The organism is Burkholderia sp. BCC1640 (genome assembly GCF_902833125.1).
GTDB lineage: Bacteria > Pseudomonadota > Gammaproteobacteria > Burkholderiales > Burkholderiaceae > Burkholderia > Burkholderia diffusa.
Map to the genome: position 1 here is coordinate 161981 of NZ_CADFEF010000014.1, position 24750 is coordinate 186730.

The 24750-nt window shown below is 66.7% G+C and carries 23 protein-coding genes and 1 pseudogene; 11 read left to right on the forward strand and 13 right to left on the reverse strand.

The genetic code is table 11. The annotated features are described in order from the left end of the window. Nucleotides 1-21: 21 nt before the first annotated feature. The gene (mutY, locus tag HWX25_RS17340) at nucleotides 22-1128 is read left to right on the forward strand and encodes an A/G-specific adenine glycosylase (protein ID WP_175909352.1); all 1107 of its coding nucleotides are present in this window, start codon (nucleotides 22-24) and stop codon (nucleotides 1126-1128) included. A 120-nt stretch (nucleotides 1129-1248) separates the two neighbouring features. Here mutY and HWX25_RS17345 read toward each other — a convergent pair whose 3' ends face one another. The 11 genes from HWX25_RS17345 to kdsD all read right to left on the reverse strand — a co-directional run bounded on the left by HWX25_RS17345 (nucleotide 1249) and on the right by kdsD (nucleotide 10481). Then, a complete protein-coding gene (locus HWX25_RS17345) occupies nucleotides 1249-1884 on the reverse strand; it encodes an LON peptidase substrate-binding domain-containing protein (protein ID WP_059526095.1) in 636 nt (211 codons plus the stop codon). Between the two features lie 26 nt (nucleotides 1885-1910). After that, nucleotides 1911-2819 carry an RNase adapter RapZ gene (gene rapZ / locus HWX25_RS17350; protein WP_059526093.1) on the reverse strand — a complete coding sequence of 303 codons (909 nt, stop codon included), beginning with the start codon at nucleotides 2817-2819 and terminating at the stop codon, nucleotides 1911-1913. 77 nt (nucleotides 2820-2896) lie between these two features. After that, a complete protein-coding gene (gene hprK, locus HWX25_RS17355; RefSeq protein ID WP_011353227.1) occupies nucleotides 2897-3865 on the reverse strand; it encodes an HPr(Ser) kinase/phosphatase in 969 nt (322 codons plus the stop codon). Nucleotides 3866-3984: 119 nt separating this feature from the next. Further along, nucleotides 3985-4524: a PTS sugar transporter subunit IIA gene (locus HWX25_RS17360; RefSeq protein ID WP_059526091.1), complete on the reverse strand. Its 540-nt coding sequence runs from the start codon at nucleotides 4522-4524 to the stop codon at nucleotides 3985-3987. Between the two features lie 168 nt (nucleotides 4525-4692). After that, on the reverse strand, nucleotides 4693-5052 hold the full coding sequence (raiA, locus tag HWX25_RS17365; protein WP_006477786.1) for a ribosome-associated translation inhibitor RaiA: 360 nt from the start codon (nucleotides 5050-5052) through the stop codon (nucleotides 4693-4695). A 159-nt stretch (nucleotides 5053-5211) separates the two neighbouring features. Further along, nucleotides 5212-6717 (reverse strand): RNA polymerase factor sigma-54, encoded by a 1506-nt coding sequence (locus tag HWX25_RS17370; protein ID WP_059819799.1) that lies wholly within the window; start codon nucleotides 6715-6717, stop codon nucleotides 5212-5214. A 167-nt stretch (nucleotides 6718-6884) separates the two neighbouring features. Continuing rightward, the gene (lptB, locus tag HWX25_RS17375) at nucleotides 6885-7661 is read right to left on the reverse strand and encodes an LPS export ABC transporter ATP-binding protein (protein WP_021162599.1); all 777 of its coding nucleotides are present in this window, start codon (nucleotides 7659-7661) and stop codon (nucleotides 6885-6887) included. Next, on the reverse strand, nucleotides 7658-8323 hold the full coding sequence (gene lptA / locus HWX25_RS17380) for a lipopolysaccharide transport periplasmic protein LptA (protein ID WP_059464489.1): 666 nt from the start codon (nucleotides 8321-8323) through the stop codon (nucleotides 7658-7660). The genes lptB and lptA overlap by 4 nt, the downstream gene beginning before the upstream one ends. Nucleotides 8324-8343: 20 nt before the next feature. Further along, nucleotides 8344-8958, reverse strand: coding sequence for an LPS export ABC transporter periplasmic protein LptC (lptC, locus tag HWX25_RS17385; protein WP_059451451.1), 615 nt, complete (start codon nucleotides 8956-8958; stop codon nucleotides 8344-8346). Between the two features lie 3 nt (nucleotides 8959-8961). Further along, nucleotides 8962-9498, reverse strand: coding sequence for an HAD family hydrolase (locus tag HWX25_RS17390; protein ID WP_059526086.1), 537 nt, complete (start codon nucleotides 9496-9498; stop codon nucleotides 8962-8964). Next, the gene (gene kdsD / locus HWX25_RS17395; protein WP_059526084.1) at nucleotides 9498-10481 is read right to left on the reverse strand and encodes an arabinose 5-phosphate isomerase KdsD; all 984 of its coding nucleotides are present in this window, start codon (nucleotides 10479-10481) and stop codon (nucleotides 9498-9500) included. Before kdsD ends, HWX25_RS17390 begins: the two co-directional genes overlap by 1 nt. 125 nt (nucleotides 10482-10606) lie before the next feature. On the opposite strand from kdsD, the gene HWX25_RS17400 reads away from it, so the two are divergent. The 5 genes from HWX25_RS17400 to purU all read left to right on the forward strand — a co-directional run bounded on the left by HWX25_RS17400 (nucleotide 10607) and on the right by purU (nucleotide 15743). Then, a complete protein-coding gene (locus HWX25_RS17400) occupies nucleotides 10607-12613 on the forward strand; it encodes a monovalent cation:proton antiporter family protein (RefSeq protein ID WP_059819992.1) in 2007 nt (668 codons plus the stop codon). A 78-nt stretch (nucleotides 12614-12691) separates the two neighbouring features. After that, nucleotides 12692-13258, forward strand: a complete 567-nt coding sequence (locus HWX25_RS17405; protein WP_059526281.1) for an adenine phosphoribosyltransferase — start codon at nucleotides 12692-12694, stop codon at nucleotides 13256-13258. A 34-nt stretch (nucleotides 13259-13292) separates the two neighbouring features. Then, the gene (locus HWX25_RS17410) at nucleotides 13293-13907 is read left to right on the forward strand and encodes a LysE family translocator (protein WP_059819797.1); all 615 of its coding nucleotides are present in this window, start codon (nucleotides 13293-13295) and stop codon (nucleotides 13905-13907) included. Nucleotides 13908-13912: 5 nt separating this feature from the next. Continuing rightward, entirely contained in the window at nucleotides 13913-14770 is an 858-nt protein-coding gene (locus HWX25_RS17415; protein ID WP_175909354.1) for a DUF4743 domain-containing protein, read from the forward strand. A gap of 88 nt (nucleotides 14771-14858) precedes the next feature. After that, nucleotides 14859-15743, forward strand: a complete 885-nt coding sequence (purU, locus tag HWX25_RS17420; protein WP_059526077.1) for a formyltetrahydrofolate deformylase — start codon at nucleotides 14859-14861, stop codon at nucleotides 15741-15743. Between the two features lie 123 nt (nucleotides 15744-15866). Here purU and HWX25_RS17425 read toward each other — a convergent pair whose 3' ends face one another. Together HWX25_RS17425 and uvrA are read right to left on the reverse strand one after the other, a co-directional pair. Then, nucleotides 15867-16949, reverse strand: a complete 1083-nt coding sequence (locus HWX25_RS17425; protein WP_059819795.1) for an AI-2E family transporter — start codon at nucleotides 16947-16949, stop codon at nucleotides 15867-15869. A 255-nt stretch (nucleotides 16950-17204) separates the two neighbouring features. Next, a complete protein-coding gene (gene uvrA / locus HWX25_RS17430; protein WP_059526073.1) occupies nucleotides 17205-20090 on the reverse strand; it encodes an excinuclease ABC subunit UvrA in 2886 nt (961 codons plus the stop codon). Nucleotides 20091-20366: 276 nt separating this feature from the next. On the opposite strand from uvrA, the gene HWX25_RS17435 reads away from it, so the two are divergent. The 5 genes and pseudogenes from HWX25_RS17435 to HWX25_RS17455 all read left to right on the forward strand — a co-directional run. Continuing rightward, entirely contained in the window at nucleotides 20367-21554 is a 1188-nt protein-coding gene (locus tag HWX25_RS17435) for an MFS transporter (protein ID WP_059451442.1), read from the forward strand. A 103-nt stretch (nucleotides 21555-21657) separates the two neighbouring features. Continuing rightward, nucleotides 21658-22218, forward strand: coding sequence for a single-stranded DNA-binding protein (locus HWX25_RS17440; RefSeq protein ID WP_059819793.1), 561 nt, complete (start codon nucleotides 21658-21660; stop codon nucleotides 22216-22218). 344 nt (nucleotides 22219-22562) lie between these two features. Next, nucleotides 22563-23327, forward strand: coding sequence for a ParA family protein (locus tag HWX25_RS17445; RefSeq protein ID WP_059526069.1), 765 nt, complete (start codon nucleotides 22563-22565; stop codon nucleotides 23325-23327). 462 nt (nucleotides 23328-23789) lie between these two features. Beyond that, nucleotides 23790-24371 (forward strand): TIGR01841 family phasin, encoded by a 582-nt coding sequence (gene phaP, locus HWX25_RS17450; protein ID WP_175909356.1) that lies wholly within the window; start codon nucleotides 23790-23792, stop codon nucleotides 24369-24371. 254 nt (nucleotides 24372-24625) lie between these two features. Next, a pseudogene (locus HWX25_RS17455) lies at nucleotides 24626-24750 on the forward strand (acetyl-CoA C-acetyltransferase); the annotation flags it as partial.

The window sequence follows — 24750 nt, forward strand, 5'->3', positions numbered from 1 at the left end:
ACTTTCCAAAGATTCGAACACTTGAAGCCGCCCCGCATTGCACCCGCTCCGTTCCCCGTCACGCCGCTGCATCGCACGTTCGCCACGCGCCTGATCGCCTGGCAGCGCGTGCACGGCCGCCACGACCTGCCGTGGCAGAACACCCGCGATCCCTACTGGATCTGGCTGTCGGAAATCATGCTGCAGCAGACGCAGGTCTCGACCGTCGTCCCGTATTACGCGCGCTTTCTCGAGCGCTTTCCCGACGTCGCCGCGCTCGCGGCCGCGCCGTCCGACGACGTGATGGCGCTATGGGCCGGGCTCGGTTACTACTCGCGCGCGCGCAACCTGCATCGCTGCGCGCAGGTCGTCGTCGCCGAGCATGGCGGCGTATTCCCGTCGACGCCGGAGGCGCTCGCCGAACTGCCGGGCATCGGCCGTTCGACGGCCGCGGCGATCGCGTCGTTCGCGTACGGTGCGCGCGCGACGATCCTCGACGGCAACGTGAAGCGCGTGCTGGCGCGGGTGTTCGGCGTCGAAGGCTTTCCGGGCGAAAAGCGCGTCGAGAACGACATGTGGGCGCTTGCGGAATCGCTGCTGCCGGATGCCGCGAACGCGGCCGACGTGAGTGCCTATACGCAAGGGCTGATGGATCTCGGCGCGACGCTGTGTGTGCGCGGCAAGCCGGATTGCGCGCGCTGCCCGTTCGCGGGCGACTGCGTCGCGCAATCGACGGGGCGGCAGCGCGAACTGCCGGCCGCGCGGCCGAAGAAGGCCGTGCCGACGCGCAAGACCTGGATGCTCGTGCTGCGCGATGGCGACGCCGTGCTGCTCGAGCGGCGTCCGCCGGCCGGCATCTGGGGCGGCCTGTGGTGCCTGCCGCAGGCAGACGGCGATGCGGCACTCGCGGAACTCGCACGCGGCTTCGGCGGTGGCGGCCCGGTGCCGCTCGCGCCGTTCACGCACACGTTCACGCATTTCCGGCTCGAGATCGAGCCGCGGCTGAGCGATGTGGCCAACGGCGAGCAGCCGTTCACGCACGCGCAGGATGCCGAGACGGCGTGGGTGCCGTTGGCGGGGCTCGATGCGTACGGCGTGCCGGCGCCCGTGCGCAAGCTGCTCGATGCGTTGAGCGGGCCGCTGCTGTAAAGAAAGGGGAAGGGTGCGGCGCGGACCGCGCTCACCGATGCGCCGGGCCGCAGCGGGTGTTTTGCCCGCCAGGATGATCCGCTCGGCGATGCCGCCGCGGCGCGCTTGGCCGACCGCGGCTTACAGCCATCCGTGCCGGTCGAGCACATGGTGCACGGCATCGATCCGCGCGCCGACGTCCGGAAATTCCATCAATTTCTGCCGCGCACGCAGGTCGAGCGGCAGCAGTTCAGCGAGGCGGTTCGATACCCAGCTCGGGTCGTCGAGGCGGAACGGTTCGCCGAACGGCATCTTGTCCGGTTCGGATTTCTTCAGTGCTTCGATGATGCGCTCCAGCACTTCGGCACACGAGCCGAATTGCGCCAGCGCTTGTTCGCCTTCGAGCGGAATGTCGTCGGGCAACGGCTCCGCGATCCCGACCAGCAGCCCGTTGCCTTCGACGCGATACGACAGCAGCTCGAATCGCTGCGTGCCGATCGCCTGCAGGTACAGCATCCCGAACTCGCCGGTATCGCACTCGGTGATGCGCGCCATGCAGCCGATCGTCTCGGGCACCGACACGGCGCCGTCCTGCGCGACTTCGGGCCCGCTCTTCAGCAGGCACACGCCGAACGGTGCGTCGTCGCGCAGGCATGCGCGGGACATGTCGAGATAGCGCGCCTCGAACACCTTGAGCGGCAGCCAGCCGCCGGGGAACAGCACCGTGTGCAGCGGAAACAGCGGCAGGTCGATCAGGGTGGTCGATAGCGTGGACATGGCGCACCGGCAAGAGGGCGGTGTCGCTAAGGTCGTTCGACCTCGGCGACGAGCCGCGACGACGCGTCGACATCCACGGGCGCGTCACGATGCCGCACGATCACGTTCGCATCGTGCGCGAGGCGCGCGGCGAGCGTTTCCGCGATGAACACCGAGCGATGCTGACCGCCCGTGCAGCCGATGGCGACGGTCAGGTAGCTGCGGTTGTCTTCGCGAAAGTGCGGAAGCCATTTCGTCAGGAACGCATGGATGTCGTCGATCATCTGGTGGACGATCGGCAGTGCGTCGAGGAAGGCGATGACCGGCTGGTCCAGCCCGGTGAGCGGGCGCAGCTCATGGTCATAGTACGGGTTCGGCAGCGCGCGCACGTCGAACATCAGGTCGGCATCGAGCGGCACGCCGCGCTTGAAGCCGAACGACTCAAACATCACCATCAGGTCGTTGTTCTTCTGTTCGATGAAGCGCTTGACCCACGTGCGCAGCACGTTCGCGCGCAGCGTGCTGGTATCGATCTGGTGACCGAATTCGGCGAGCGGTGCGACCAGCTCGCGTTCGCGCTCGATCGCCTCCTCGAGCGAGGACAGCAGCCCGACGTTCGCGTCGTGCGACGGCGAGCCGGACAGCGGGTGGCGCCGGCGCGTTTCGGAGAAGCGCTGGATCAGTGCCTGCGTGCTCGCGTTGAGGAACAGCACGCGGACATCGTGCTCGAGCGACAGCGCGCGGATCAGGCCGGGCATTTCGTCCAGCGACGCGCTCGAACGCGCGTCGATCGCGACCGCGAGCCGGTGCTGGCCGCCGTCGGCCAGGTAGCGGGCGAGTTCGGGCAGCACGTGCGGCGGCAGGTTGTCGACGCAGTAGTAGCCTGCGTCTTCGAGCGCGTTCAGCGCGACGGACTTGCCTGAGCCGGAGATGCCGGTGATGAGGACGATGCGCATGGGAAGCAGAGAATCCTGACGTTTCATCATAGCACCGGCTCGACGCGTCGGCGCTGCGAGGCCGGCGCGTGGGAGCGTTACACGAGCTTGCCGGGGAACTGACTATCGGGATCTTGCATCGCGAGTCGTTGCCGATCCATGAAATCGCGCAACGTGTCGATTCCGCGCAACTGCAGGATCGTGTTCCGCACGGCCGCCTCGACGAGCACCGCGAGGTTGCGGCCGGCCGCCACCTGGATCGTGACCTTGCTGATCGGCAGGCCGAGCACGTCGACCGTCTGGCTTTCGAGCGGCAGGCGCTGGAATTCGCCGTCCGGGCGACGCACGAGCTGGACGATCAGTTTCAGCTTCATTTTCCGGCGCACCGCTGTTTCACCGAAGATCGTCTTGATGTCGAGCAGGCCGAGGCCACGCACTTCGAGCAGGTTCTGCAGCAGAGGCGGGCAGCGGCCTTCGACGAAATCGGGGCCAAGTCTGACGAAATCGACCGCGTCGTCGGCGACGAGGCCGTGGCCGCGGCTGATCAGCTCGAGGCCGAGCTCGCTCTTGCCGAGGCCCGAATCGCCGGTCAGCAGCACGCCCATCCCGAGAATGTCGATGAACACGCCGTGCAGCGTCGCGCGCGGCGCGAGGATCCGCGACATGTAGAGCCGCAGGCTGTCGATCACCGCAGCGGCCGACATCGGCGTCGTGAACAGCGGCGTGGACGAGCGCGTGCAGCGCAGCACGAGTTCGGGCGGTGCCGCGGCGCCGCCGGCGACGACGAGGAACGGTGGCTCGAGGGCGATCAGCTCGGCCATGTGGCGCGAGCGGTCTTCGTCGGTTTGCCGCTGGTAGTAGTCGATTTCGGCTTCGCCGAGCACCTGGATCCGGTTCGGGTGGATCAGGTTCAGGTGGCCGACGAGGTCGGCGCTCGACGTTGCGTTGCCGACGGTGTCGGCCGAAAAACCGCGCTCCCAGCCTTCATGCCCCGTCAGCCAGCTCAGCTTCAGCGTGGCCGCGTTGTCGTCGAAGATGCTCTGGGCGTTGATGCTGGACGTATCCATGACTCTCGTCACTCCAATGGGCCGGTGTTCAGGCGCGCGGCGACGGACGTCGCCATGCCGGGCGGCCCTGGAAGGCGGCGCGTGCCGCCTCGTACCGGAAAAATTCCGCCCGGATCAACTCAAGGTTGCCACTGAGTGAGCAGGCGATGCAACTCGGCGATATCCGTTTCGTTGTGCAGACGCTCGCGCGCGTCGCGATCGGACAGCAGTTGCGCGATTTCCGACAGGATCTCGAGGTGCTGCTGGGTGGCTTGCTCGGGGACGAGCAGGAAAATCAGGAGACCGACGGGCTGGCCGTCGGGGGCTTCGAACGGGATCGCGTCGGCGAGCCGGACGAACGCGGCGAGCGGGTGCTTGAGACCCTTGATGCGCCCGTGCGGAATCGCGACGCCTTCGCCGAGCCCGGTCGAGCCGAGGCGCTCGCGCGCGAACAGGTTGTCCGTGACGGTGCTGCGGGCGATGCCGTTCTGATTCTCGAACATCAGCCCGGCTTGTTCGAAGACGCGTTTCTTGCTGGTGACGGAGAGGTCGATGACGACGTTCTCTATGGGCAGGATTTTGGCTAGGCGATTCATGTTGGCAGGCGATTGGGCGGCCTGGGGTCTCCTTGCGGCGGCAGACTGATTTTCCATGTTCGGCGATATCAAGGCGTTCGGCATCGGAAACCTGCAAGGCAGCTACCGCACCCAACGCCCCCCGGCGATAACCGGAACATTATAGAGCACAGCCGCGCGCGTGGCGCGGCATGGACGGACCGGTCGCACCACTGCCGCTCGGACACAAAAAAACGCCCGGCGAACCGGGCGGCGTGTGTATTGCGGTGAACGTTATTGCGGCGGCAGTTCGATCTGATCGATCGACGGCTGCAGCTTGATCGGGTCGTGCGCATGGGTCTGCAGACGCTCCATGTGCTTGACGACCTGGCGATCCAGCTTGTCGATCAGCAGATCGATCGCAGCATACAGGTTGCCGTTCGCGCTTTCGACGAAGATGTCCTTGCCCTTCAGGTGCAGGTTGATTTCCGCGCGCTGCTGCTTGTCCTTTTCCTTGTGATTGTCGACCGAGAGGATCACAGTGCCATCGATCACCTGATCGCTATGCCGTAGCACCCGGTCCAGCTTGGTGATCACGTATTCGCGAATTGCAGGCGTGACTTCGAGATGATGTCCACTGATCTTCAGGTTCATAGTGCTTCTCCAAGCGAGTGACCACCCGGCCGCATCGAGGCGGCGCTCCGGTCGACTTGCCCCTGCCGCAGGTAGCGGCAAATTCGCGGACGAGTCGCCCGGCCTGTTCCCCGTGTGCGCGGTGGCCGGAACACGCCTGCCGCCGGGCAGGCAGCAGGCTTAAAGAGACTTGCGCAGATTCACTGCCGGGATTTTGAGGGCTTCGCGATACTTGGCAACCGTGCGGCGCGCGACCACGAATCCCTGTTCTGCCAGCAGCTCGGCAATGCGGCTGTCCGAAAGTGGCGATTTTGGGTCTTCAGCTCCTATCAGTTGCTTGATCAGGGCTCGGATGGCGGTCGACGATGCGGCGCCTCCGGTGTCGGTCGAAACGTGTGATCCGAAGAAGTACTTAAATTCAAGCGTCCCGAACGGGGTCAGCATGTACTTGCCTGTTGTCACACGGCTGACAGTCGACTCGTGTAGGCCCAGCGTATCAGCTATTTCCCGCAAAACCAAGGGGCGCATGGCAATTTCACCGTGCGCAAAGAAATTCTTCTGACGTTCGACAATAGCCTGCGCGACACGCAGGATCGTGTCGAATCGCTGCTGAATGTTCTTGATCAGCCAGCGTGCTTCCTGGAGCTGCTGTTTCAACGATCCGGCCGACGGATCGCCGCGGCTGTTGCGCAGGATGTTCGCGTACAGGTTGTTGATCCGCAGGCGCGGCATCACTTCCGGATTGAGTTCCGCGAGCCAGCCCTGGCCGGCCTTCTTCACGATGATGTCGGGCACGACGTAGTCCGCCTCGGCCTTGCCGTACGCGGCGCCGGGGAACGGCTCCAGCGAACGGATCAGCGCGTGCGCGTCGCGCAGCGCATCGTCGCTCGCCTTCAGGTGCTTGCGCAGCCGTGTGAAGTCGCGCGCGGCGAGCAGTTCGAGATGCTGCGACACGATCTCCAGTGCGAGCGTGCGCGTGGGGGACGGATCGAGGCGCAACAACTGCAGCTTCAGGCATTCCGACGCCGAGCGGGCCCCGACCCCGGCCGGGTCGAAACTGTGCAGCAGCGCGAGCGCCGCATTCAGCTCGTCGCAGTCGATTTCCAGTTCCGGCGGCAGGTCGGCGAGCACTTCGTCGAGCGAGGCGGTCAGGTAGCCGTCGTCGTCGAGCGATTCGATCAGGAACATCACGAGCGCGCGATCGCGCGGGCTGGCCTGCGTGACGCGCAATTGCGCGGACAGGTGGTCGCGCAGCGACGTCGCCGCTTCCTGCACCTGCAGCGGCGGGAGGTCGTCGTCGTCCGATGCGCCGCTGGAGCGGCCGAACTCGTCGAGATTCCACTGCGGGCCGTCACCGGTGTCACCCGATGCGTAGCTGTCGTATTCGTCGGCAGCGGCCGGCTCGTCGCGCTCGGCGCGATCGCTCGACTGGCTGCTGCCGTTCGCGGCGCCCGGCTCGGTGTTCTGGCCGGGAGGCGTCTGCGCGATCAACGATCCGTCCGCCGCGACGCGCAGCGGGCTCGCGATCCATTCGTCATCGTTCTCGAGCAGCGGATTCTGCGCGACGGCCATCGCGACTTCCTGCTGCAGTTCGAGCGTCGACAGCTGCAGGAGCCGGATCGACTGCTGCAGTTGCGGCGTCAGTGCCAGGTGTTGCGACAGGCGGAGTTGAAGGCTGGCTTTCATGGCAGAGAGGGAGTCATACCGGCAGTTTGCCACGACCCAGGCGCCTTGAGCCATCCGCGATTACGCGCGGCGCGGCGTACGGCCGCAGGGGCCGCCGTGCGGGGCGCGCGGGCGCGGCCCCACGCGGCGATGCCGGGCGCCGGAGCGGCGGCCAGCCACGGGGGAAGTTACATGCGGAAGTGTTCGCCGAGGTACACGCGGCGCACGCTTTCGTTTTCGATGATTTCGCTCGGCGCGCCGGCGGCGAGCACCGAACCGTCGCTGATGATGTATGCGTGGTCGCAGATGCCGAGCGTTTCGCGGACGTTGTGATCGGTAATCAACACGCCGATATTACGCTGCTTCAGGAACTTGACGATCTTCTGGATCTCGAGCACCGCGATCGGGTCGACGCCTGCGAACGGTTCGTCGAGCAGGATGAAGTTCGGGTTGGTCGCCAGCGCGCGCGCGATCTCGACGCGACGGCGTTCGCCGCCCGACAGCGACAGCGCCGGGTTCTCGCGCAGATGGCCGATCTGCAGCTCGTCGAGCAGCGCCTCGGTGCGCGACGCGATCGCGTCCTTCGACAGCCGCTTGCCGTCTTCGCCGTGCTGCAGTTCGAGCACCGCGCGGATGTTTTCCTCGACGGTCAGCTTGCGGAACACCGACGCTTCCTGCGGCAGGTACGACAGGCCGAGCGACGCACGCTTGTGGATCGGCAGCAGGCTGATCGAGCTGCCGTTCAGCGAGATCTCGCCCGCGTCGAGCGGCACGAGGCCGACGATCATGTAGAACGACGTCGTCTTGCCGGCGCCGTTCGGGCCGAGCAGGCCGACGACTTCGCCGCTCTTCACGTCGAGCGACACGTCCTTGACGACCGTGCGCGAGCCGTAGCGTTTCTTCAGGTTGCGGACGACGAGCGAGCTCGTCGTGCCGGCCGGCTGGCGGTTCGGAAGCGCGTTCATTGGCCCGGCGCTCCCTGGATCGTGGTCGACGGCGACAGCTTCGCCGGCGCGCCGTTCAGCTGCCCGGGGCCGCCGTTCTTCGGCGACAGCATCGCGCGCACGCGGCCGTTCGGGTTGCCCGGCGCGGCGACGTCCTTGCCGCCCTTCGCGGTGTAGAAGTCGCGCTGGCCGTCGTACGTGATCACGCTGCCGTGCACGGTATCGGCGATCGTCGACGTGCCTTGCAGGCGGCGAACGGTCGCGGCGGTCGTCAGCGTCGTCAGGTCCTGCTTGCCGTCGTAGTCGATGCGCTCGGCGTCGCCGTCGATGTATTCGTCGAGACCTTCGCGCTTCTGGCGGAACGTCGCGTGCTTCTTGCCGCTGCCGAACGACGTCGCGTACTGATAGCCTTCGGGATCCTGGCGCACTTCGACGCGGTCGCCCTTGATGATGATCGTGCCTTTCGTGATCACGACGTTGCCGGTCGCGACCGTCACCTGCTTCAGGTCGTCATAGGTCAGGTTGTCGGCCTCGACGTTGATCGGCTTGTTCTGGTCGGCCTTCTCGGCATGGGCGAGCGGCGCCAGCCCGACGAGCGGGAGCGCCACGAGCGTCGCGGCGAGCGCGGCGCGGACGGCGCGCGCAGCGCCGCCGGAATTCTGTCGAGGGAACGGTTCGTTCATGCAGTCACGTGAGGGATGCGTCACCTGGATTGCCCTTTCGAGCCGCCGGACGTGTCCGCAGCGGCGATCGTGCCGCGCACGTTGCCGTAAAGCTCGATGACCCGGGTGACGTTGTTGTACTTCATGCCGTCGGTCGCGTTGACGAGCGACAGGCCGCGCTGAAGTTTAACCGGCTTTTCGGTCTGGATCACATCGTCATTGACGAAGATCCGGAAATGCTGGGAATCGGCCTGCATCTGCGGATCGCCGCCGCCGGCCACGCGCAGGATGCGCGCGTCGTCGTACAAGTCGACGATCGACACGTCGCCGTTGACGGTGCCGCGCTTCGCGGTGGTCGTCACGACCGGCTTGCCGGGCTGGAATGCGCGCATGGCCGGATCGGTCAGGTCGCTGTTTTCAGTGTCTTCGTAATGGATCAGCTTCGCGGCCGTCAGGCGGTATTGCGTCGTGCCGGTCTGGTCGAGCTCGGTGACCGAGAAGTTGTCCGCGAAATAGTCGGGCGTGTGGCGCTTCGGCTGCACGGTGCCTTCGCCGGGCGGCGGCAGCGTCGCCTGCAGCAGCCACCACGTGATGCCCGCGAGTGCGGCGACCGCGACGAGCGGCAGCAGCTGGGTCCAGCGGAAATGCGTGTTCATCCGTCAGGCTCCGCAGGCAGCCGCGAGCAGCGCGTCGTAGCGGCGCTGCGCGCGCAGGATCGCGTCGCAGACTTCGCGCACCGCGCCGTTGCCGCCGCGGGCCTCGGCCACCCAGTGCGCGCGGGCGATCACCTCGGGGTGCGCGTTGGCCGGTGCCGTCGCGAAGCCGCAGCGCAGCATCACCGGCAGGTCGGGCCAGTCGTCGCCCATGTAGCCGGCGGCGTCGGCGGTGATGCCGAGCGACGCGATCAGGTCGTCGAACACGGCGAGCTTGTTCTCGACGCCCTGGAACAGATGAGCGATCTTCATTTCCTTCGCGCGGGCCGCGACGATTTCCGAGCGGCGGCCGGTGATGATCGCGGTCGCGATACCGGCCTCGCCGAGCAGCTTCACGCCGTGGCCGTCGAGCGAATTGAACGACTTCATCGCGTCGCCTGCCGCGGTAAACAGCAGGCCGCCGTCGGTCAGCACACCGTCGACGTCGAAAATCATCAGCTTCACGCGGCTCGCGCGTTCGGCCGCAGTCAGCGCTGCGCTCATCAGATCACCTTCTTCGAAAACAGGTCGTGCATGTTCAGCGCGCCGATCAGCGCGCCGTCGGCATCGACCACCAGCATCTGGTTGATCCGGTGGCGCTCCATCAGTTCCACGGCTTCGACCGCGAGATGGTCGGGGCCGATCGTCCGCGGTTTGCGCGTCATCACGTCGACGATCGGCAGCGTGCGGAAATCGCCGTCGCGCGCCAGCACGCGGCGCAGGTCGCCGTCGGTGAAGATGCCGGCCACGCGGCCGTCGGCGTCGACCACGGCGGTCATGCCGAGCCGCTTCGCGGTGATCTGGAACAGTGCGTCCGACAACGTCGCGTCGAGCCCGACGCGCGGAATGTCGTCGCCCGAGCGCATCACGTCGCGCACGTGGGTGAGCAGGCGCCGGCCGAGCGCGCCGCCCGGATGCGAGCGCGCGAAATCCTCGGAGCCGAAGCCGCGCGCATCGAGCACCGCGACGGCGAGCGCATCGCCGAGCGCGAGCGCGGCGGTCGTGCTCGCGGTGGGGGCGAGGTTCAGCGGGCAGGCCTCCTTCGAGACCGCGGCGTTCAGGTTCACGTCGGCGAGCGTGCCGAGGCTCGACTCCGCACGGCCCGTGATCGCGATCAGCTTCGCGCCGATCCGCTTCACGAGCGGCAGGATCGCGACGAGTTCTTCCGACTCGCCGGAATAGGAGATGCCGATGAAGACGTCGTCCGACGTGACCATGCCGAGGTCGCCGTGGCTGGCCTCGGCCGGGTGGACGAAGAAGGCCGGCGTGCCGGTGCTCGCCAGCGTGGCCGCGATCTTGCGGGCGATATGCCCCGATTTGCCGATGCCGGAGACGACGACGCGGCCGCGGCAGCCGAGCAGCAGCGCGACGGCCTGGACGAAGTCGCCGTCGAGCTGGTCGCGCAGCGCGCGCACGGCGTCCGCCTCGATGTCGAGCACGTCGCGGGCGAGCGCGAGCGCCCGATCATCATTGATTTTCGCTATCATGCGCGGAGTATAGCAAAGGCGTTTGTTCGCCGCGCCGCGCCTTCGGACTCGTCCGATGCCGCTTGCCCACCGCCACCACCCGCGCCCGCATTGCCGTGGCCCCGACGAACGAGGACGCTTCGCCCGTGATTTCCCCGCTCGAAATGACCCTGCTGCTGCTGCTGGCCTCGGTGGTGGGCGTCGTCGTATTTCGCTCGTTGAACCTGCCGCCGATGCTCGGCTACCTGACCGTCGGCATCCTGGTCGGGCCGCACGCGTTCGGCGTCGCCGCGGATCTGGAGCGGGCCGAGCATCTCGCGGAATTCGGCGTGGTGTTCCTGATGTTCTCGATCGGCCTCGAATTCTCGCTCGCGAAGCTGCGGGCGATGCAGCGGCTCGTGTTCGGGCTGGGCCTCCTGCAGGTGGTCGCGACGCTCGTGCTCGCGCTGGCGCTCGGCATGCTGTTCGAGCGCTGGGTGCACATCACGTGGCAGGGCTGCATCGCGCTCGGCGGCGCGCTCGCGATGTCGTCGACGGCGATTGTGTCGAAGATGCTCGCCGAGCGGCTCGAGATCGAGACCGCGCACGGCCGCAACATCTTCGGCGTGCTGCTGTTCCAGGATCTGGCCGTGGTGCCGCTGCTGATCGTGATCGCCGCGTTCGGCGCCGAGTCGTCGAAGGATCTCGCGCTCACGCTCGGTTTCGCGGCGGTCAAGATCGTGATCGCGCTGGCGCTGCTGCTGATCGTCGGGCAGCGTTTCATGACGCGCTGGCTCAACGTCGTCGCGCGGCGCCGCTCGCAGGAGCTGTTCGTGCTGAACCTGCTGCTCGTCACGCTCGGCGCCGCGTTCATCACCGACCGCTTCGGCCTGTCGCTCGCGCTCGGCGCGTTCATCGCGGGCATGCTGATCTCGGAGACGCCGTTCCGCCATCAGGTGGAGGAAGACATCAAGCCGTTCCGCGACGTGCTGCTCGGCCTGTTCTTCGTGACGACCGGGATGCTGCTCGATCCGCGCGTGATCTGGGAGCATCCGTTGCTCGTGTTCGGCTTCTTCGTCGGGCAGATCCTGTTCAAGGGGACGATGATCGCGGGCCTCGCGCGGCTGTTCGGCGCGACACCGGGCGTCGCGATGCGCACCGGCATCGGCCTCGCGCAGGCCGGCGAATTCGGCTTCGTGCTGCTGAACCTGATCCTCGACCGGCATCTCGTGGATTCGACGCTGCTGCAGGCGATCCTCGCGTCGATGCTGCTGTCGATGCTCGCCGCGCCGTTCCTGATCCAGAACGCCGACCGGATCGTGATGCGGCTGTCGTCGACGGAATGGATGCAGCAGTCGCTGCAGATGACGCGGATCGCGACGCAAAGCCTCAAGCAGCGCGGCCACGTGATCATCTGCGGCTACGGCCGCGCGGGGCAGAACCTCGCGCGCATGCTCGAGCAGGAAGGCATTTCGTACGTCGCGCTGGACCTCGACCCCGATCGCGTGAGTGCGGCCGCGACGGCCGGCGAATCGGTCGTGTTCGGCGACGCGGCACGCCGCGAGTCGCTGCTCGCGGCCGGTATCCATCGCGCGGCGGCCGTCGCGATCACGTATGCGAACACGCCGTCCGCGCTGCGCGTGCTGCATCACGTGCACGAGCTGGAGCCGACGCTGCCGGCGATCGTGCGCACGGTCGACGACGCCGATCTCGAGAAGCTGCTCGCGGCCGGCGCGACCGAGGTGATCCCGGAGATCGTCGAGGGCAGCCTGATGCTCGCGTCGCATACGCTGGTGCTGGTCGGCGTGCCGATGCGCAAGGTCGTGCGGCGCGTCGAGGAGATGCGCGACGAGCGCTACAGCCTGTTGCGCGGCTATTTCCGCGGCGCGGACGATGCGGACGACGACGATCACGAGCAGGTGCGGCTACAATCGGTGCCGGTCGATGCGCGCGCGGACGCGGTCGGGCGCTCGCTGGAGGAGCTCGGGCTGTATGCGCTCGGGCTGGAAGTTACTGCGATCCGCCGGCACGGCATCCGCGGCGTCGAGCCCGACCCGCAGACCAAGCTGCGCGCGAGCGACATCGTCGTGCTGCGCGGGCTGCCCGAAGCGCTCGCGCTTGCGGAGGAGCGGCTGTCGCGCCATCGGCGCGAGCCGCCGGCCGCGGTCGCCTGAGTCGCGATTCGATAACCTGACCCGTATTTGTTCGAAACGGTGCCCGATCTTCGCGCACCGTTTTTTTCGGAGAGTTTCATGCCGCATTCGTCGTCGGGCGCACCGCTCGATCCGGTCGCCTTCATCCACAGCCAGATCCGCACCGTGCCCGACTGGCCGCAGCCGGGCGTGATGTTCCGCGACATCACGACGCTGCTGCAGAGCCCGAAGGCGCTGCGCATCCTCGTCGATCTGTTCGTCGAACGCTATGTCGATGCGAAGCTCGACTACGTCGCGGGGCTCGACGCGCGCGGCTTCATCATCGCGCCGATCGTCGCGTACGAATTGAGCGTCGGCTTCGTGCCGATCCGCAAGGTCGGCAAGCTGCCGTACAAGACGTGCTCGGAGTCGTACGACCTCGAATACGGCAGCGCGACCGTCGAGATCCACGAAGACGCGTGCCGCGCCGGCGACCGCGTGATCATCATGGACGACCTGATCGCCACCGGCGGCACGATGATGGCGGGGCGCAACCTGCTGCAGCGGCTCGGCGCGGTCGTCGTCGAAGGCGCTGCGATCATCGATCTGCCCGATCTCGGCGGCTCGACGCTGCTGCGCAACGCGGGGCTGCCCGTCTATACCGTCACCGAATTCGCCGGCCACTGAACCACTGGACGCCGGCCCACGCCGCGAGGTCACGATGCCCAACTTCATGCTGTTTCTCGCCACGTCGATCGCGATCACGTTCGCGCCGGGTCCCGACAACCTGCAAGTGCTCGCGCGCGGCATCTCGCAGGGCCGCGCGGCTGGCTTCGTCGCCGCGCTCGGCTTCACGGCCGGGATCCTGTTCCATACGACGCTCGCGGCGCTCGGCGTCGCGGCCGTGCTGCGCTCGTCGCCGGTCGCGTTCCAGATACTGAAGCTCGCGGGCGCCGCGTACCTCGTGTGGATCGGCATCAAGGCGCTGCGCAGCCAAGGGCTCGCGAACGCGCACGAGCGTCCGCCGCAGCCGCTTGGTGCGATCTTCCGGCAGAGCGTGATCGGCAACCTGATGAATCCGAAGGTCACGCTGTTCTTCGTCGTGTTCCTGCCGCAGTTCGTCGATCCGCACGGCGCGCAGGCCGTGACGCTGCAGATGTTCGAGCTCGGCGCGCTGTTCATGCTGCAGACGGCCGTGGTGTTCTCGCTGTTCGGCGTCGGCGCGGGCGCGATCGGCACATGGCTGAAGCGCCGCCCGAAGGCCGGCGTGTGGCTCGACCGCATCGCCGGCGCGACCTTCATCGCGATCGGCATCCGCGTCGCGCTGAAGGACTGAACCCGATGACGTTTCCGTGCATCGCGGCCGCGCGCCGCTTCGATCCGGCCGCGCATCTGCGTTTCGAGATCGCCGGCGAGCAGGTCGGCTGGGTGCGTCGCCAGGACGTCGCGAAGCTCGCCCGCTGGCCCGACGTGTTCGAGCTGACCGACGCGCGCGTCATGCTGTCGGCGCGTTACGACACGGTCGACGCGCGCAGCATGGCGCTCGCGAGCGCGATCGGCGCGCTCGCGGCCGAGGGCGCGATTCCGGGCTGGCGCGACGAGATCTACGCGATCCGCAACCGCTTCGACGATCCGCCGCTCGCGTATATCGAACGCGCCGCGTCGCGCTTCTTCGGCACGCAGACCTATGCGGTGCACCTGAACGGCATCGTAGAATATGCGGTTGCGCCGGGCGAGCCGGCCGTGCCGCGGATGTGGCTCGGCCGCCGCAGCGCGACCAAGGCCACCGATCCCGGCATGCTCGACAATGTCGTCGCGGGCGGCATTGGCTGGGGCCTGGGCGTTCACGAGACGCTCACGAAGGAATGCTGGGAAGAGGCCGGCATGCCGGCCGAACTGGCGGCGCGCGCGATCGCGGGCCGGGCGGTGCAGGTGCTGTGCTCGCTGCCGGAAGGCACGCAGTCCGAACTGATCTTCGTGTACGACCTGCCGCTGCCGCGCGACTTCGCGCCGCACAACCAGGATGGCGAAGTGGCCGAGCACCTGCTGGCCGGTGTGTCCGAGGTGATCGGCTGGCTGCGCGAAGGCCGCGCGACGATGGATGCGAGCCTCGCGATGCTCGACACGCTGCTGCGCCATCGCTGGCTCCCGGCGGCCGACGCGGCGGGCATCGACGCGCTGTTCGCGCCGGCCGCGTAACGCGCAGCACGCCGGCCCGAGCGCGGGCACGAGCGCGGCCGAACGAACGGCCTATTTGACGAATACCGAAACGAAGGGAGTAGCGGTCATGTCGACCGATCACAGCTTTATCTTGAAACTGTCGTGCCCCGACCGGCACGGCATCGTCCACGCGGTCTCGGGCTTCCTGTTCGAGCGCGCCAACAACATCCTCGATTCGGCGCAGTTCGGCGACAGCCGCACCGGCGAGTTCTTCATGCGCGTGCACTTCGTGCAGGACGGTGGCGGCGCGGATGCCGCGTCGGCGCTCGACACGCTTCGCAACGAATTCGCGCCGCTCGCCGAGCAGTTCGCGATGCGCTGGGAGATGCACGACGCGGCCGTGAAGCCGCGCGTCGTGATCATGGTGTCGAAGATCGGCCACTGCCTCAACGACCTGCTGTTCCGCTACCGCACCGGCCAGCTGCCGATCGAGATCCCGGCGATCGTGTCGAACCACAAGGAGTTCTACCAGCTCGCCGCGAGCTACAACATCCCGTTCCATCACTTCCCGCTCGTCGGCGGTTCGTCCGATGCGGCGAAGGCCGCGCAGGAAGCGCGCGTGCTCGAAGTGATCGACGAACACCAGGCCGATCTCGTCGTGCTCGCGCGCTACATGCAGATCCTGTCGCCGAACATGTGCCAGCAGCTCGCCGGCCGGGCGATCAACATCCACCATTCGTTCCTGCCGAGCTTCAAGGGCGCGAAGCCGTACTACCAGGCGTTCGACCGCGGCGTGAAGCTGATCGGCGCGACCGCGCACTACGTGACGACCGATCTCGACGAAGGCCCGATCATCGAGCAGGAAGTCGAGCGCGTCGATCACAGCATGACGCCCGACCAGCTCACCGCGATCGGCCGCGACGTCGAGTGCGTGACGCTCGCGCGCGCCGTGAAGTGGCACGTCGAGCACCGGATCGTGCTGAACGGGACGAAGACGGTCGTGTTCCGCTGATCGGCGGTTCGGGGCGGCCATCGGCCGTCCGGCCCGCTGGCCCGCATGCAAAAACGCCGCGCCCTTGACGGGGCGCGGCGTTTTTTTTCGTGTGAGGCGCGCGACGCGCCGGGGCGGGTGGCGTCAGATCAGCCGCAGCATGTACAGCTCGCGCTTCAGGTACGCATAGAAGATCGGCGCGGCGATCACGCCCGGCAGCCCGAATGCGGCTTCCATGATCAGCATCGCGAGCAGCAGCTCCCACGCGCGCGACTCGATCTGGCCGCCGATGATCTTCGCGTTCAGGAAGTATTCGAACTTGTGGATCACGACGAGGAACGCGAGCGACGCGATCGCGGTGCCCATGCTGACCGACAGCGACACCGCGACGATCAGCGTGTTCGAGATCAGGTTGCCGATCACCGGCAGCAGGCCGACGATGAACGTGACGAGCACGAGCGTCTTCGACAGCGGCAACCGCTGGTGGAAGATCGGCAGCGCGACGAGCAGGTAGATGCCGGTGAAAGCCGCGTTGATCGCCGAGATCTTGATCTGCGCGAACACGATCCGGCGGAACGATTCGGCAAAGCGCGACACGCGCGTGACGAGCGCGGTCGACAGCGGCCGGCGCACCTTGCCGTGCTCGACGCCGATCGCGATCATCGCGCCGATGATCATCCCGAACAGCACGTGGCCGAAGCCGCGCGCGACGCTCTTGCCGCCTTGCTGGAGTTGATCCATGTGCGAGTGCATCAGCAGCGCCGCCTTGGTCTTCATCTGTTCGACGTCGACCGGCAGCAGGCTCGCGATCCAGGACGGCGTGCGGGCGCGGGTCTGCTCGACGATCTGCATCAGCTGGTCGAGCAGGCTCTGCAGGTTCGGCACCGTGTGCTCGAAGTGCTCGATGATGCCGATCGTCAGGCCCGTGAGCCCGCCGACGATGGCGATCGACAGCAGCACGACGGCGACCCAGCGCGCCCGCATGCTCGTGGTGTGGCGTTCGACCACCGGGGCGATCGTGTGGATCAGCTGATAGACCAGCATGCCGGCCAGCAGCCCGCCCAGCAGCTTCAGTTCGATGACGAGCACCATCGCGACGAGGGCGAACAGGTAGCTGCCGATCTCGATTGCCGACAGCTTCGGCAGGCTGAAGTCGCTCGTCAGCCGCACGCTGCGCAGGTGCGGCTCGCGGTTCTGCGCGTCGCGCGACTCTTGTTGCTTCTCCATCGTGGATTCCTGTCGTTCGTGTGTCGCGCCGCGCGGTGGGCGGCAGGACGGCGGTCGCCCGGTGCCGCACCGGATTGGTGCGGATGGCGAACCTTACGACCGTAAAGTATAGCTGCCATTATGGTCCGCCACGGGGCAGTTTGGCTCGTGGTGTAAACGCAGAAGGGAAAACCGCAGAAGGGAAAACGATGAGGCCGGCGCCGCCGCGGGCGCCGGACGCGCGCGGCCGGCAGCCGCGCGCGGGAACGGAAAGTGTCAGCCGGCCGCCGCCTTGCGGGTCGGACGCTTGAGCAACGGCGCGAGGTACTTGCCGGTGAAGCTCGCCTTCGTCTTCGCGACCTGCTCGGGCGTGCCCTGCGCGATGATCTGGCCGCCGCCGGCGCCGCCCTCGGGGCCGAGGTCGATCACCCAGTCGGCGGTCTTGATCACGTCGAGGTTGTGCTCGATGATCACGACCGTGTTGCCCTGATCGCGCAGCCGGTGGATCACTTCGAGCAGCAGCGCGATGTCGTGGAAGTGCAGGCCGGTGGTCGGCTCGTCGAGGATGTACAGCGTGCGGCCCGTGTCGCGCTTCGACAGTTCCAGCGACAGCTTCACGCGCTGCGCCTCGCCGCCTGACAGCGTCGTGGCCGACTGGCCGAGGCGGATGTAGCCGAGGCCGACGTCGAGCAGCGTCTTCAGCTTGCGGGCAATGACCGGCACCGCGCTGAAGAATTCGTACGCGTGCTCGACCGTCATGTCGAGCACTTCGCTGATGTTCTTGCCCTTGTACTGCACTTCGAGCGTTTCGCGGTTGTAGCGCTTGCCGTGGCACACGTCGCACGGCACGTAGACGTCCGGCAGGAAGTGCATCTCGACCTTCAGCACGCCGTCGCCCTGGCACGACTCGCAGCGGCCGCCCTTCACGTTGAACGAGAAGCGGCCCGGATCGTAGCCGCGCTCCTTCGCGGTCGGCACACCCGAGAACAGCTCGCGGATCGGCGTGAACAGGCCCGTGTAGGTGGCCGGGTTCGAACGCGGCGTGCGGCCGATCGGCGACTGGTCGACGTTGATCACCTTGTCGAAGTGCTCGAGGCCTTCGATCGCCTCGTGCGGCGCCGGCTCGGCCGACGAGCCGTACAGGTGGCGCGCGACCGCGTGGTACAGCGTGTCGTTGATCAGCGTCGACTTGCCGGAACCCGACACGCCGGTGATGCAGGTCAACAGCCCGACCGGCAGCTCGAGATCGACGTGCTTCAGGTTGTTGCCGTGCGCGTCGACGATGCGCAGCATCCGCTCCGGATCGGGCGCGATCCGCTCGTCCGGATACTCGATCGTGCGCTTGCCGACCAGATACTGGCCCGTCAGCGACTGCGGGTTCGACTGCACCTGCTTCGGCGTGCCTTCGGCGACCACCACGCCGCCGTGCTCGCCCGCGCCGGGGCCCATGTCGACGACGTAGTCGGCCGTGCGGATCATGTCCTCGTCGTGCTCGACGACGATCACCGAGTTGCCGAGGTCGCGCAGGTGCTTGAGCGTCGCGATCAGGCGGTCGTTGTCGCGCTGGTGCAGGCCGATCGACGGCTCGTCGAGCACGTACATCACGCCGGTCAGGCCCGAGCCGATCTGCGACGCGAGCCGGATCCGCTGCGCCTCGCCGCCGGACAGCGTTTCGGCGCTGCGCTCGAGCGACAGGTAATCGAGGCCGACGTTGTTCAGGAAGGTCAGGCGCGCGACGATTTCCTTGATCACCTTGTCGGCGATCTCGCGCTTCGCGCCGTCGAGCGACAGGCCGTCGAAATAGCCGAGCGCGTCGCGCAGCGGCCAGCCGCTGATTTCATAGATGCCGCGCGCGTAGTCGCCGGTGCCGACCCGCACATGGCGTGCCTCGCGGCGCAGCCGCGTGCCGTCGCACGACGGGCACGGCTGGTTGTTCTGGTATTTCGCGAGCTCTTCGCGCACCGCGACCGAATCGGTTTCGCGGTAGCGGCGCTCGAGGTTCGGGATGATCCCTTCGAACACGTGCTCGCGGATCGTCGTGCGGCCACGCTCGTTGATGTACGAGAACGGGATCGTCTGCTTGCCCGAGCCGAACAGCAGCACCTTGCGGATCTTCTCCGGCAGGTCTTCGAACGCGGCGTCGATGTCGAATTCGTAGAACGCCGCCAGGCTCTGCAGCATCTGGAAATAGAACTGGTTGCGGCGGTCCCAGCCCTTCACGGCGCCCGCCGCGAGCGACAGCGACGGATGCGCGACGACCCGCTTCGGATCGAAGAACGTGATCTGGCCGAGGCCGTCGCATTCCGGGCACGCGCCCATCGGGTTGTTGAACGAGAACAGGCGCGGCTCGAGCTCCTGCAGCGAGTACGAGCAGATCGGGCACGCGAACTTCGAGCTGAACAGGTGTTCGCGGTCGGTGTCCATTTCCAGCGCGATCGCGCGGCCGTCGGCGAGGCGCAGCGCGGTCTCGAACGATTCGGCGAGGCGCTGCTTCATGTCCGGGCGCACCTTCAGCCGGTCGACCACGACGTCGATCGTGTGCTTGTCGTTCTTCTTGAGCTTCGGCAGCGACTCGACCTCGAAGATCTTCGCGACGCCCTCGTTCGCGGTGCCGCCGCCCGAGCGCACGCGAAAGCGGACGAAGCCCTGCGCCTGCATGTCCTCGAACAGCTCGGCGTGCTCGCCCTTGCGGTTCGCGACGACGGGCGCGAGGATCATCAGCTTGGTTTCCTCGGGCAGCGCGAGCGCCGCGTCGACCATCTGCGACACGCTCTGCGCCTCGAGCGGGATGTCGTGGTCGGGGCAATACGGCGTGCCGACACGTGCGAACAAAAGTCGCAGGTAGTCGTGGATTTCGGTGACTGTGCCGACGGTCGAACGCGGGTTGTGGGACGTCGCCTTCTGCTCGATCGAGATCGCGGGCGACAGGCCCTCGATCAGGTCGACGTCGGGTTTCTCCATCAGTTGCAGGAACTGGCGGGCGTACGCGGACAGGCTTTCGACGTAGCGGCGCTGGCCTTCGGCATAAAGGGTGTCGAACGCGAGCGACGACTTGCCCGACCCGGACAACCCGGTAATCACGATCAGCTTGTGGCGCGGCAGGTCGAGATTGACGTTTTTCAGGTTGTGGGTGCGTGCCCCACGGATACGGATCTGTTCCATGAACCTGGCGAAAATGGAGGGAACCAAACCTGCTACTATAACGGCTTTTCGAGGCCGTCGTTGGGGGCCCCCAGCCTTTGCAGCAGCTGGCAGCAAGGCGGTGTCCACGCCGGGGAAGCGGTCGCGCCGCACGGCTCGAGGTGGCCCGCGGGCAGCCTGCGTGACGTCCCGGAAAGCAGTCCCGGAAAGCGCCTGCCAGGCCCGCCGGGCCGGTGGCCCTGATCTTCCGCCGCCCGCCGCCGGGCGGACATTCCGATCATTCGAAATTCATTCCCGATGTCCAATCCGTCCGCCACGTCTTCCCGCATGAGTGCGCCCGAACTGCGCGCGACCACGTCGCTCGCGGCGATCTTCGCGCTGCGCATGCTCGGCCTGTTCATGATCATGCCGGTTTTCTCGGTCTACGCGAAAACCATCCCGGGCGGCGACAACGTGCTGCTCGTCGGCATCGCACTCGGGGCCTACGGCGTCACGCAGTCGCTGCTGTACATCTTCTACGGGTGGGCGTCGGACAAGTTCGGCCGCAAGCCCGTGATCGCCACCGGCCTCCTGATCTTCGCGCTCGGCAGCTTCGTCGCCGCGTTCGCGCACGACATCACGTGGATCATCGTCGGCCGCGTGATCCAGGGCATGGGCGCCGTGTCGTCCGCGGTGCTCGCGTTCATCGCCGACCTGACCTCCGAACAGAACCGCACGAAGGCGATGGCGATGGTCGGCGGCTCGATCGGCGTGTCGTTCGCGGTCGCGATCGTCGGCGCGCCGATCGTGTTCCACTGGGTCGGGATGAGCGGGCTGTTCGCGATCGTCGGCGTGCTGTCGATTCTCGCGATCGGCGTCGTGATGTGGATCGTGCCCGATGCGGCGAAGCCCGTGCACGTGCCGGCGCCGTTCGGCGAGGTGCTCCACAACGGCGAGCTGCTGCGCCTGAACTTCGGCGTGCTCGTGCTGCACGCGACGCAGACGGCGCTGTTCCTCGTCGTGCCGCGCCTGCTGGTCGACGGCGGGCTGCCAGTCGCCGCGCACTGGAAGGTCTACCTGCCGGTGATGGGACTCGCGTTCGTGATGATGGTCCCGGCGATCATCGTCGCGGAAAAACGGGGCAAGATGAAGCCGGTGCTGCTCGGCGGCATTCTGGCTATCCTGATCGGCCAATTGTTGCTCGGCAGCGCACCGCATACCATCCTGATTGTGGCGGCGATCCTGTTCGTGTACTTCCTCGGCTTCAACATCCTGGAAGCGTCGCAGCCGTCGCTCGTGTCGAAGCTCGCGCCCGGTTCACGCAAGGGCGCGGCCACGGGCGTCTACAACACCACGCAATCGATCGGGCTTGCGCTCGGCGGCATCGTGGGCGGCTGGCTGCTGAAGCACGGCGGCGCGAACACCGTCTTCTATGCATGCTCGGGGCTCGTGGCGGCGTGGCTTATAATCGCGGCCAGCATGAAAGCGCCGCCGCGCAAGGCCTGAACCCTCTTTTCGGGCAGGCACCGGCGGCGCTCGCCGGCTTGCCCGGCGGGCCGCTCCGACGACATTCGCGGGCGGCCCGGCATCGAATTTACTGGAGAAACACATGGCATCCGTCAACAAGGTCATCCTCGTCGGCAATCTCGGCGCCGATCCTGAAGTCCGTTACCTGCCGAGCGGCGACGCGGTTGCGAACATCCGTCTCGCGACGACCGATCGCTACAAGGACAAGGCAAGCGGCGATTTCAAGGAAATGACCGAGTGGCACCGCGTCGCGTTTTTCGGCCGTCTCGCCGAAATCGTCAGCGAATACCTGAAGAAGGGTTCGTCGGTCTATATCGAGGGCCGTATCCGCACGCGCAAGTGGCAGGGCCAGGACGGCCAGGATCGCTATTCGACCGAAATCGTCGCCGACCAGATGCAGATGCTCGGCGGCCGCGGCGGTTCGGGCGGCGGCGGTGGCGGCGGTGACGAAGGTGGTTACGGCGGCGGCTACGGTGGTGGTGGCGGCGGTCGCGGCGGCGAACAGATGGAACGCGGCGGTGGCGGCGGCCGTGCCGGTGGTGCGCCGCGCGGCGGTGCAGGCGGTGCCGGTGGTGGTCAGAGCCGTCCGAGCGCGCCGGCAGGCGGCGGTTTCGACGAGATGGACGACGATATTCCGTTCTGACGGAACGTCGGCATTCCGCACCGGAATGGGCCCGAATGTCCGAGTCAAGCGAATCGCTTGGCACGGACCTTCGGGTCTTTTTTCGTTTACGCCCCCGCGCCCCGGAGACCGGCCGTGGCTGACGCGCTCCCCGCCGCGGCGAACATCTCGCGGGCTTCACGCCGACGAAATCGCGCCGAGGGACCGCAACTGCTGAACAGGATCCTCGCGACCTCGGACCGATGGAGCGTGCCCGGCAACCGTCATGTGTCAGGGCCGTTGCCGCGCATCTGACCTATGTCACGCGGCCGCCACGATTGACCGGCTAAGCTCGTTCTTTCGACGTTTCGATCGAAGGAGACACCATGCGGCGGGTCGTGTTCAACCAGAAGGGCGGTGTGGGCAAGTCGACGATCGTCTGCAACCTGGCGGCGATCAGTGCGAGCGAAGGGCTGCGCACGCTCGTCATCGACCTCGACGCGCAGGCGAATTCCACCCGCTACCTGCTCGGTGATCGCGCGGCCGACGCGCATCCCGGCGTCGCCGAATTCTTCGAGACCGCGCTGACGTTCAACTTCCGGCCGGTCGACGTCGCATCGTTCATCCATCCGACGCCGTTCGACGGGCTCGACGTGATGCCCGCGCATCCGGACCTCGACACGCTGCACGGCAAGCTCGAGTCGCGCTACAAGATCTACAAGCTGCGCGATGCGCTCAACGAGCTCGACACCTACGATGCCGTCTACATCGACACGCCGCCCGCGCTGAACTTCTACACGCGCTCGGCGCTGATCGCGGTCGAGCGTTGCCTGATTCCGTTCGACTGCGACGACTTCTCGCGCCGGGCGCTGTATACGCTGCTCGAGAACGTGAAGGAAATCCAGCAGGACCACAACGCGGCGCTCGAGGTCGAAGGGATCGTCATCAACCAGTTTCAGCCGCGTGCGAGCCTGCCGCAGCGACTGGTCGACGAACTCGTCGAGGAAGGGCTGCCGGTGCTGGCGTCGCGGCTGTCGGCGTCGGTGAAGATCCGCGAGTCGCATCAGCAGTCGACGCCGGTGATCCATCTCGAGCCGGCGCACAAGCTCGCGCAGGAGTTTCGCGCGCTGCATCGCGAACTGGTCGGGTGAAGGGCGGGCGCCGTCGCACGTCCCGGCGATTTATATACGATCATTGAATTCGTCATTAATAATCTCGGGAACGATTTCAAAATAAATCTGGAAAACGATTACATAAGAATCCGCCCCATTTTCAATGCGCGCCCTTTTTCTAATAACGGGAATAATGACAGGGTAAATGTTGCAGTTGGCAACGGTGGGTTATCCTGTAAAAAGGTAAAAATCGTTTCCGGACAAGGCGCTGCGACATGACCCTATTACGAACGCGCACTGTCGTGGAGCAGGCGCTTCGGCTGCTAAGGGTTTTCACCTAGCATTAATGCAATTTAATTGACAATTAATCCATCTAAAATGGCCATCCTCAACTCTTCGCAGTCAATCGTGTCTGAGGGTTGTGAATAAGGAAGCAGGCCCTCGATCTGCCTTCCATTTTTCTTTACGTCGTCTCTCGCATTGCCAACAGGAGCGTGCCCGATGTCCGTATTTGCCCCCGAAAAATTCGCCGCCGATTATCAGTTCGGAATCGCCGCGTGGTTCGCGATTGCCCGTCCGGCAATTAATGGTTTCGAGGCAGTCGTCGAACTCAACCTCCAAGCGGCCAAGACGGCGCTCGAGGAATACGAGGACAAGCTGAAGAACGCGTTCAACGCGAGCAACCCGGCGGCAGGCTTCGCGCAGCAAGTCGCCGCACCGCAGGAAGCCGCCGGCAAGGCCGTCGCATACGGTCGCCATCTGTTCGATATCGCGGTGTCGACGCAGGCCGAGTGGGCGAAGGTTGCCCAGGCGCAGTACGAACAGAACGACAAGCGCGTGAAGGAAGTGGTCGGCGAACTGACGAAGCATGCGCCGGCAGGTTCGGGCGCCGTGGTCGCCGCACTGAACTCGGCGCTGTCCGCGGCGACGGCCGCGGCCGACTCCGTGCGCGCAGCGACGGGGCAGGCGATCGAGGCCGCGCAAAGCGGTTTCGACGCGGTCAGCGAAACGACGGCCCGCGGCGCCAAGCAGACCGCCGCCGCCGCTCGCAAGGAAGCCGCTTCGCGCGAATCGGCTGCATGAGCGCGTGTCGCGCGCAGGCGCGACACTGACACTGATTGAGCGGCGCCGGCGGGCGCCGGCCGCCGCGTGTGCCGCGCGGTGATCGGCGTACGTCCGGTTCGCCGCAGCGTGCCCGGACGCGGGCGGATGCGCGGCGCGCATGAGCGCGCGAACGTGCAACCGCATCGCCGGCCGCATGGCGTTCGCGCGCGGCCGCCGCGCCGTACCGGCGCGCAATACGGATCGACCCACTGATTTCAATGCAGGAAGAGAACATGACGGACGTAGTGATCGTATCGGCCGCGCGGACCGCGGTCGGCAAATTCGGCGGCTCGCTCGCGAAGATCGCGGCACCGGAGCTGGGCGCGACGGTGATTCGCGCGGTGCTGGAGCGTTCGGG

Excerpts from the sequence above, each read along its gene's own strand:
- HWX25_RS17345 (WP_059526095.1), bottom strand. The coding sequence starts at position 1,884 with ATGTCCACGCTATCGACCACCCTGATCGACCTGCCGCTGTTTCCGCTG.
- rapZ (WP_059526093.1), bottom strand. The coding sequence starts at position 2,819 with ATGCGCATCGTCCTCATCACCGGCATCTCCGGCTCAGGCAAGTCCGTC.
- hprK (WP_011353227.1), bottom strand. The coding sequence starts at position 3,865 with ATGGATACGTCCAGCATCAACGCCCAGAGCATCTTCGACGACAACGCG.
- HWX25_RS17360 (WP_059526091.1), bottom strand. The coding sequence starts at position 4,524 with ATGCCGAACGCCTTGATATCGCCGAACATGGAAAATCAGTCTGCCGCC.
- raiA (WP_006477786.1), bottom strand. The coding sequence starts at position 5,052 with ATGAACCTGAAGATCAGTGGACATCATCTCGAAGTCACGCCTGCAATT.
- HWX25_RS17370 (WP_059819799.1), bottom strand. The coding sequence starts at position 6,717 with ATGAAAGCCAGCCTTCAACTCCGCCTGTCGCAACACCTGGCACTGACG.
- lptB (WP_021162599.1), bottom strand. The coding sequence starts at position 7,661 with ATGAACGCGCTTCCGAACCGCCAGCCGGCCGGCACGACGAGCTCGCTC.
- lptA (WP_059464489.1), bottom strand. The coding sequence starts at position 8,323 with ATGAACGAACCGTTCCCTCGACAGAATTCCGGCGGCGCTGCGCGCGCC.
- lptC (WP_059451451.1), bottom strand. The coding sequence starts at position 8,958 with ATGAACACGCATTTCCGCTGGACCCAGCTGCTGCCGCTCGTCGCGGTC.
- HWX25_RS17390 (WP_059526086.1), bottom strand. The coding sequence starts at position 9,498 with ATGAGCGCAGCGCTGACTGCGGCCGAACGCGCGAGCCGCGTGAAGCTG.
- kdsD (WP_059526084.1), bottom strand. The coding sequence starts at position 10,481 with ATGATAGCGAAAATCAATGATGATCGGGCGCTCGCGCTCGCCCGCGAC.
- HWX25_RS17405 (WP_059526281.1), top strand. The coding sequence starts at position 12,692 with ATGCCGCATTCGTCGTCGGGCGCACCGCTCGATCCGGTCGCCTTCATC.
- HWX25_RS17410 (WP_059819797.1), top strand. The coding sequence starts at position 13,293 with ATGCCCAACTTCATGCTGTTTCTCGCCACGTCGATCGCGATCACGTTC.
- HWX25_RS17415 (WP_175909354.1), top strand. The coding sequence starts at position 13,913 with ATGACGTTTCCGTGCATCGCGGCCGCGCGCCGCTTCGATCCGGCCGCG.
- purU (WP_059526077.1), top strand. The coding sequence starts at position 14,859 with ATGTCGACCGATCACAGCTTTATCTTGAAACTGTCGTGCCCCGACCGG.
- HWX25_RS17425 (WP_059819795.1), bottom strand. The coding sequence starts at position 16,949 with ATGGAGAAGCAACAAGAGTCGCGCGACGCGCAGAACCGCGAGCCGCAC.
- uvrA (WP_059526073.1), bottom strand. The coding sequence starts at position 20,090 with ATGGAACAGATCCGTATCCGTGGGGCACGCACCCACAACCTGAAAAAC.
- HWX25_RS17435 (WP_059451442.1), top strand. The coding sequence starts at position 20,367 with ATGTCCAATCCGTCCGCCACGTCTTCCCGCATGAGTGCGCCCGAACTG.
- HWX25_RS17440 (WP_059819793.1), top strand. The coding sequence starts at position 21,658 with ATGGCATCCGTCAACAAGGTCATCCTCGTCGGCAATCTCGGCGCCGAT.
- HWX25_RS17445 (WP_059526069.1), top strand. The coding sequence starts at position 22,563 with ATGCGGCGGGTCGTGTTCAACCAGAAGGGCGGTGTGGGCAAGTCGACG.
- phaP (WP_175909356.1), top strand. The coding sequence starts at position 23,790 with ATGTCCGTATTTGCCCCCGAAAAATTCGCCGCCGATTATCAGTTCGGA.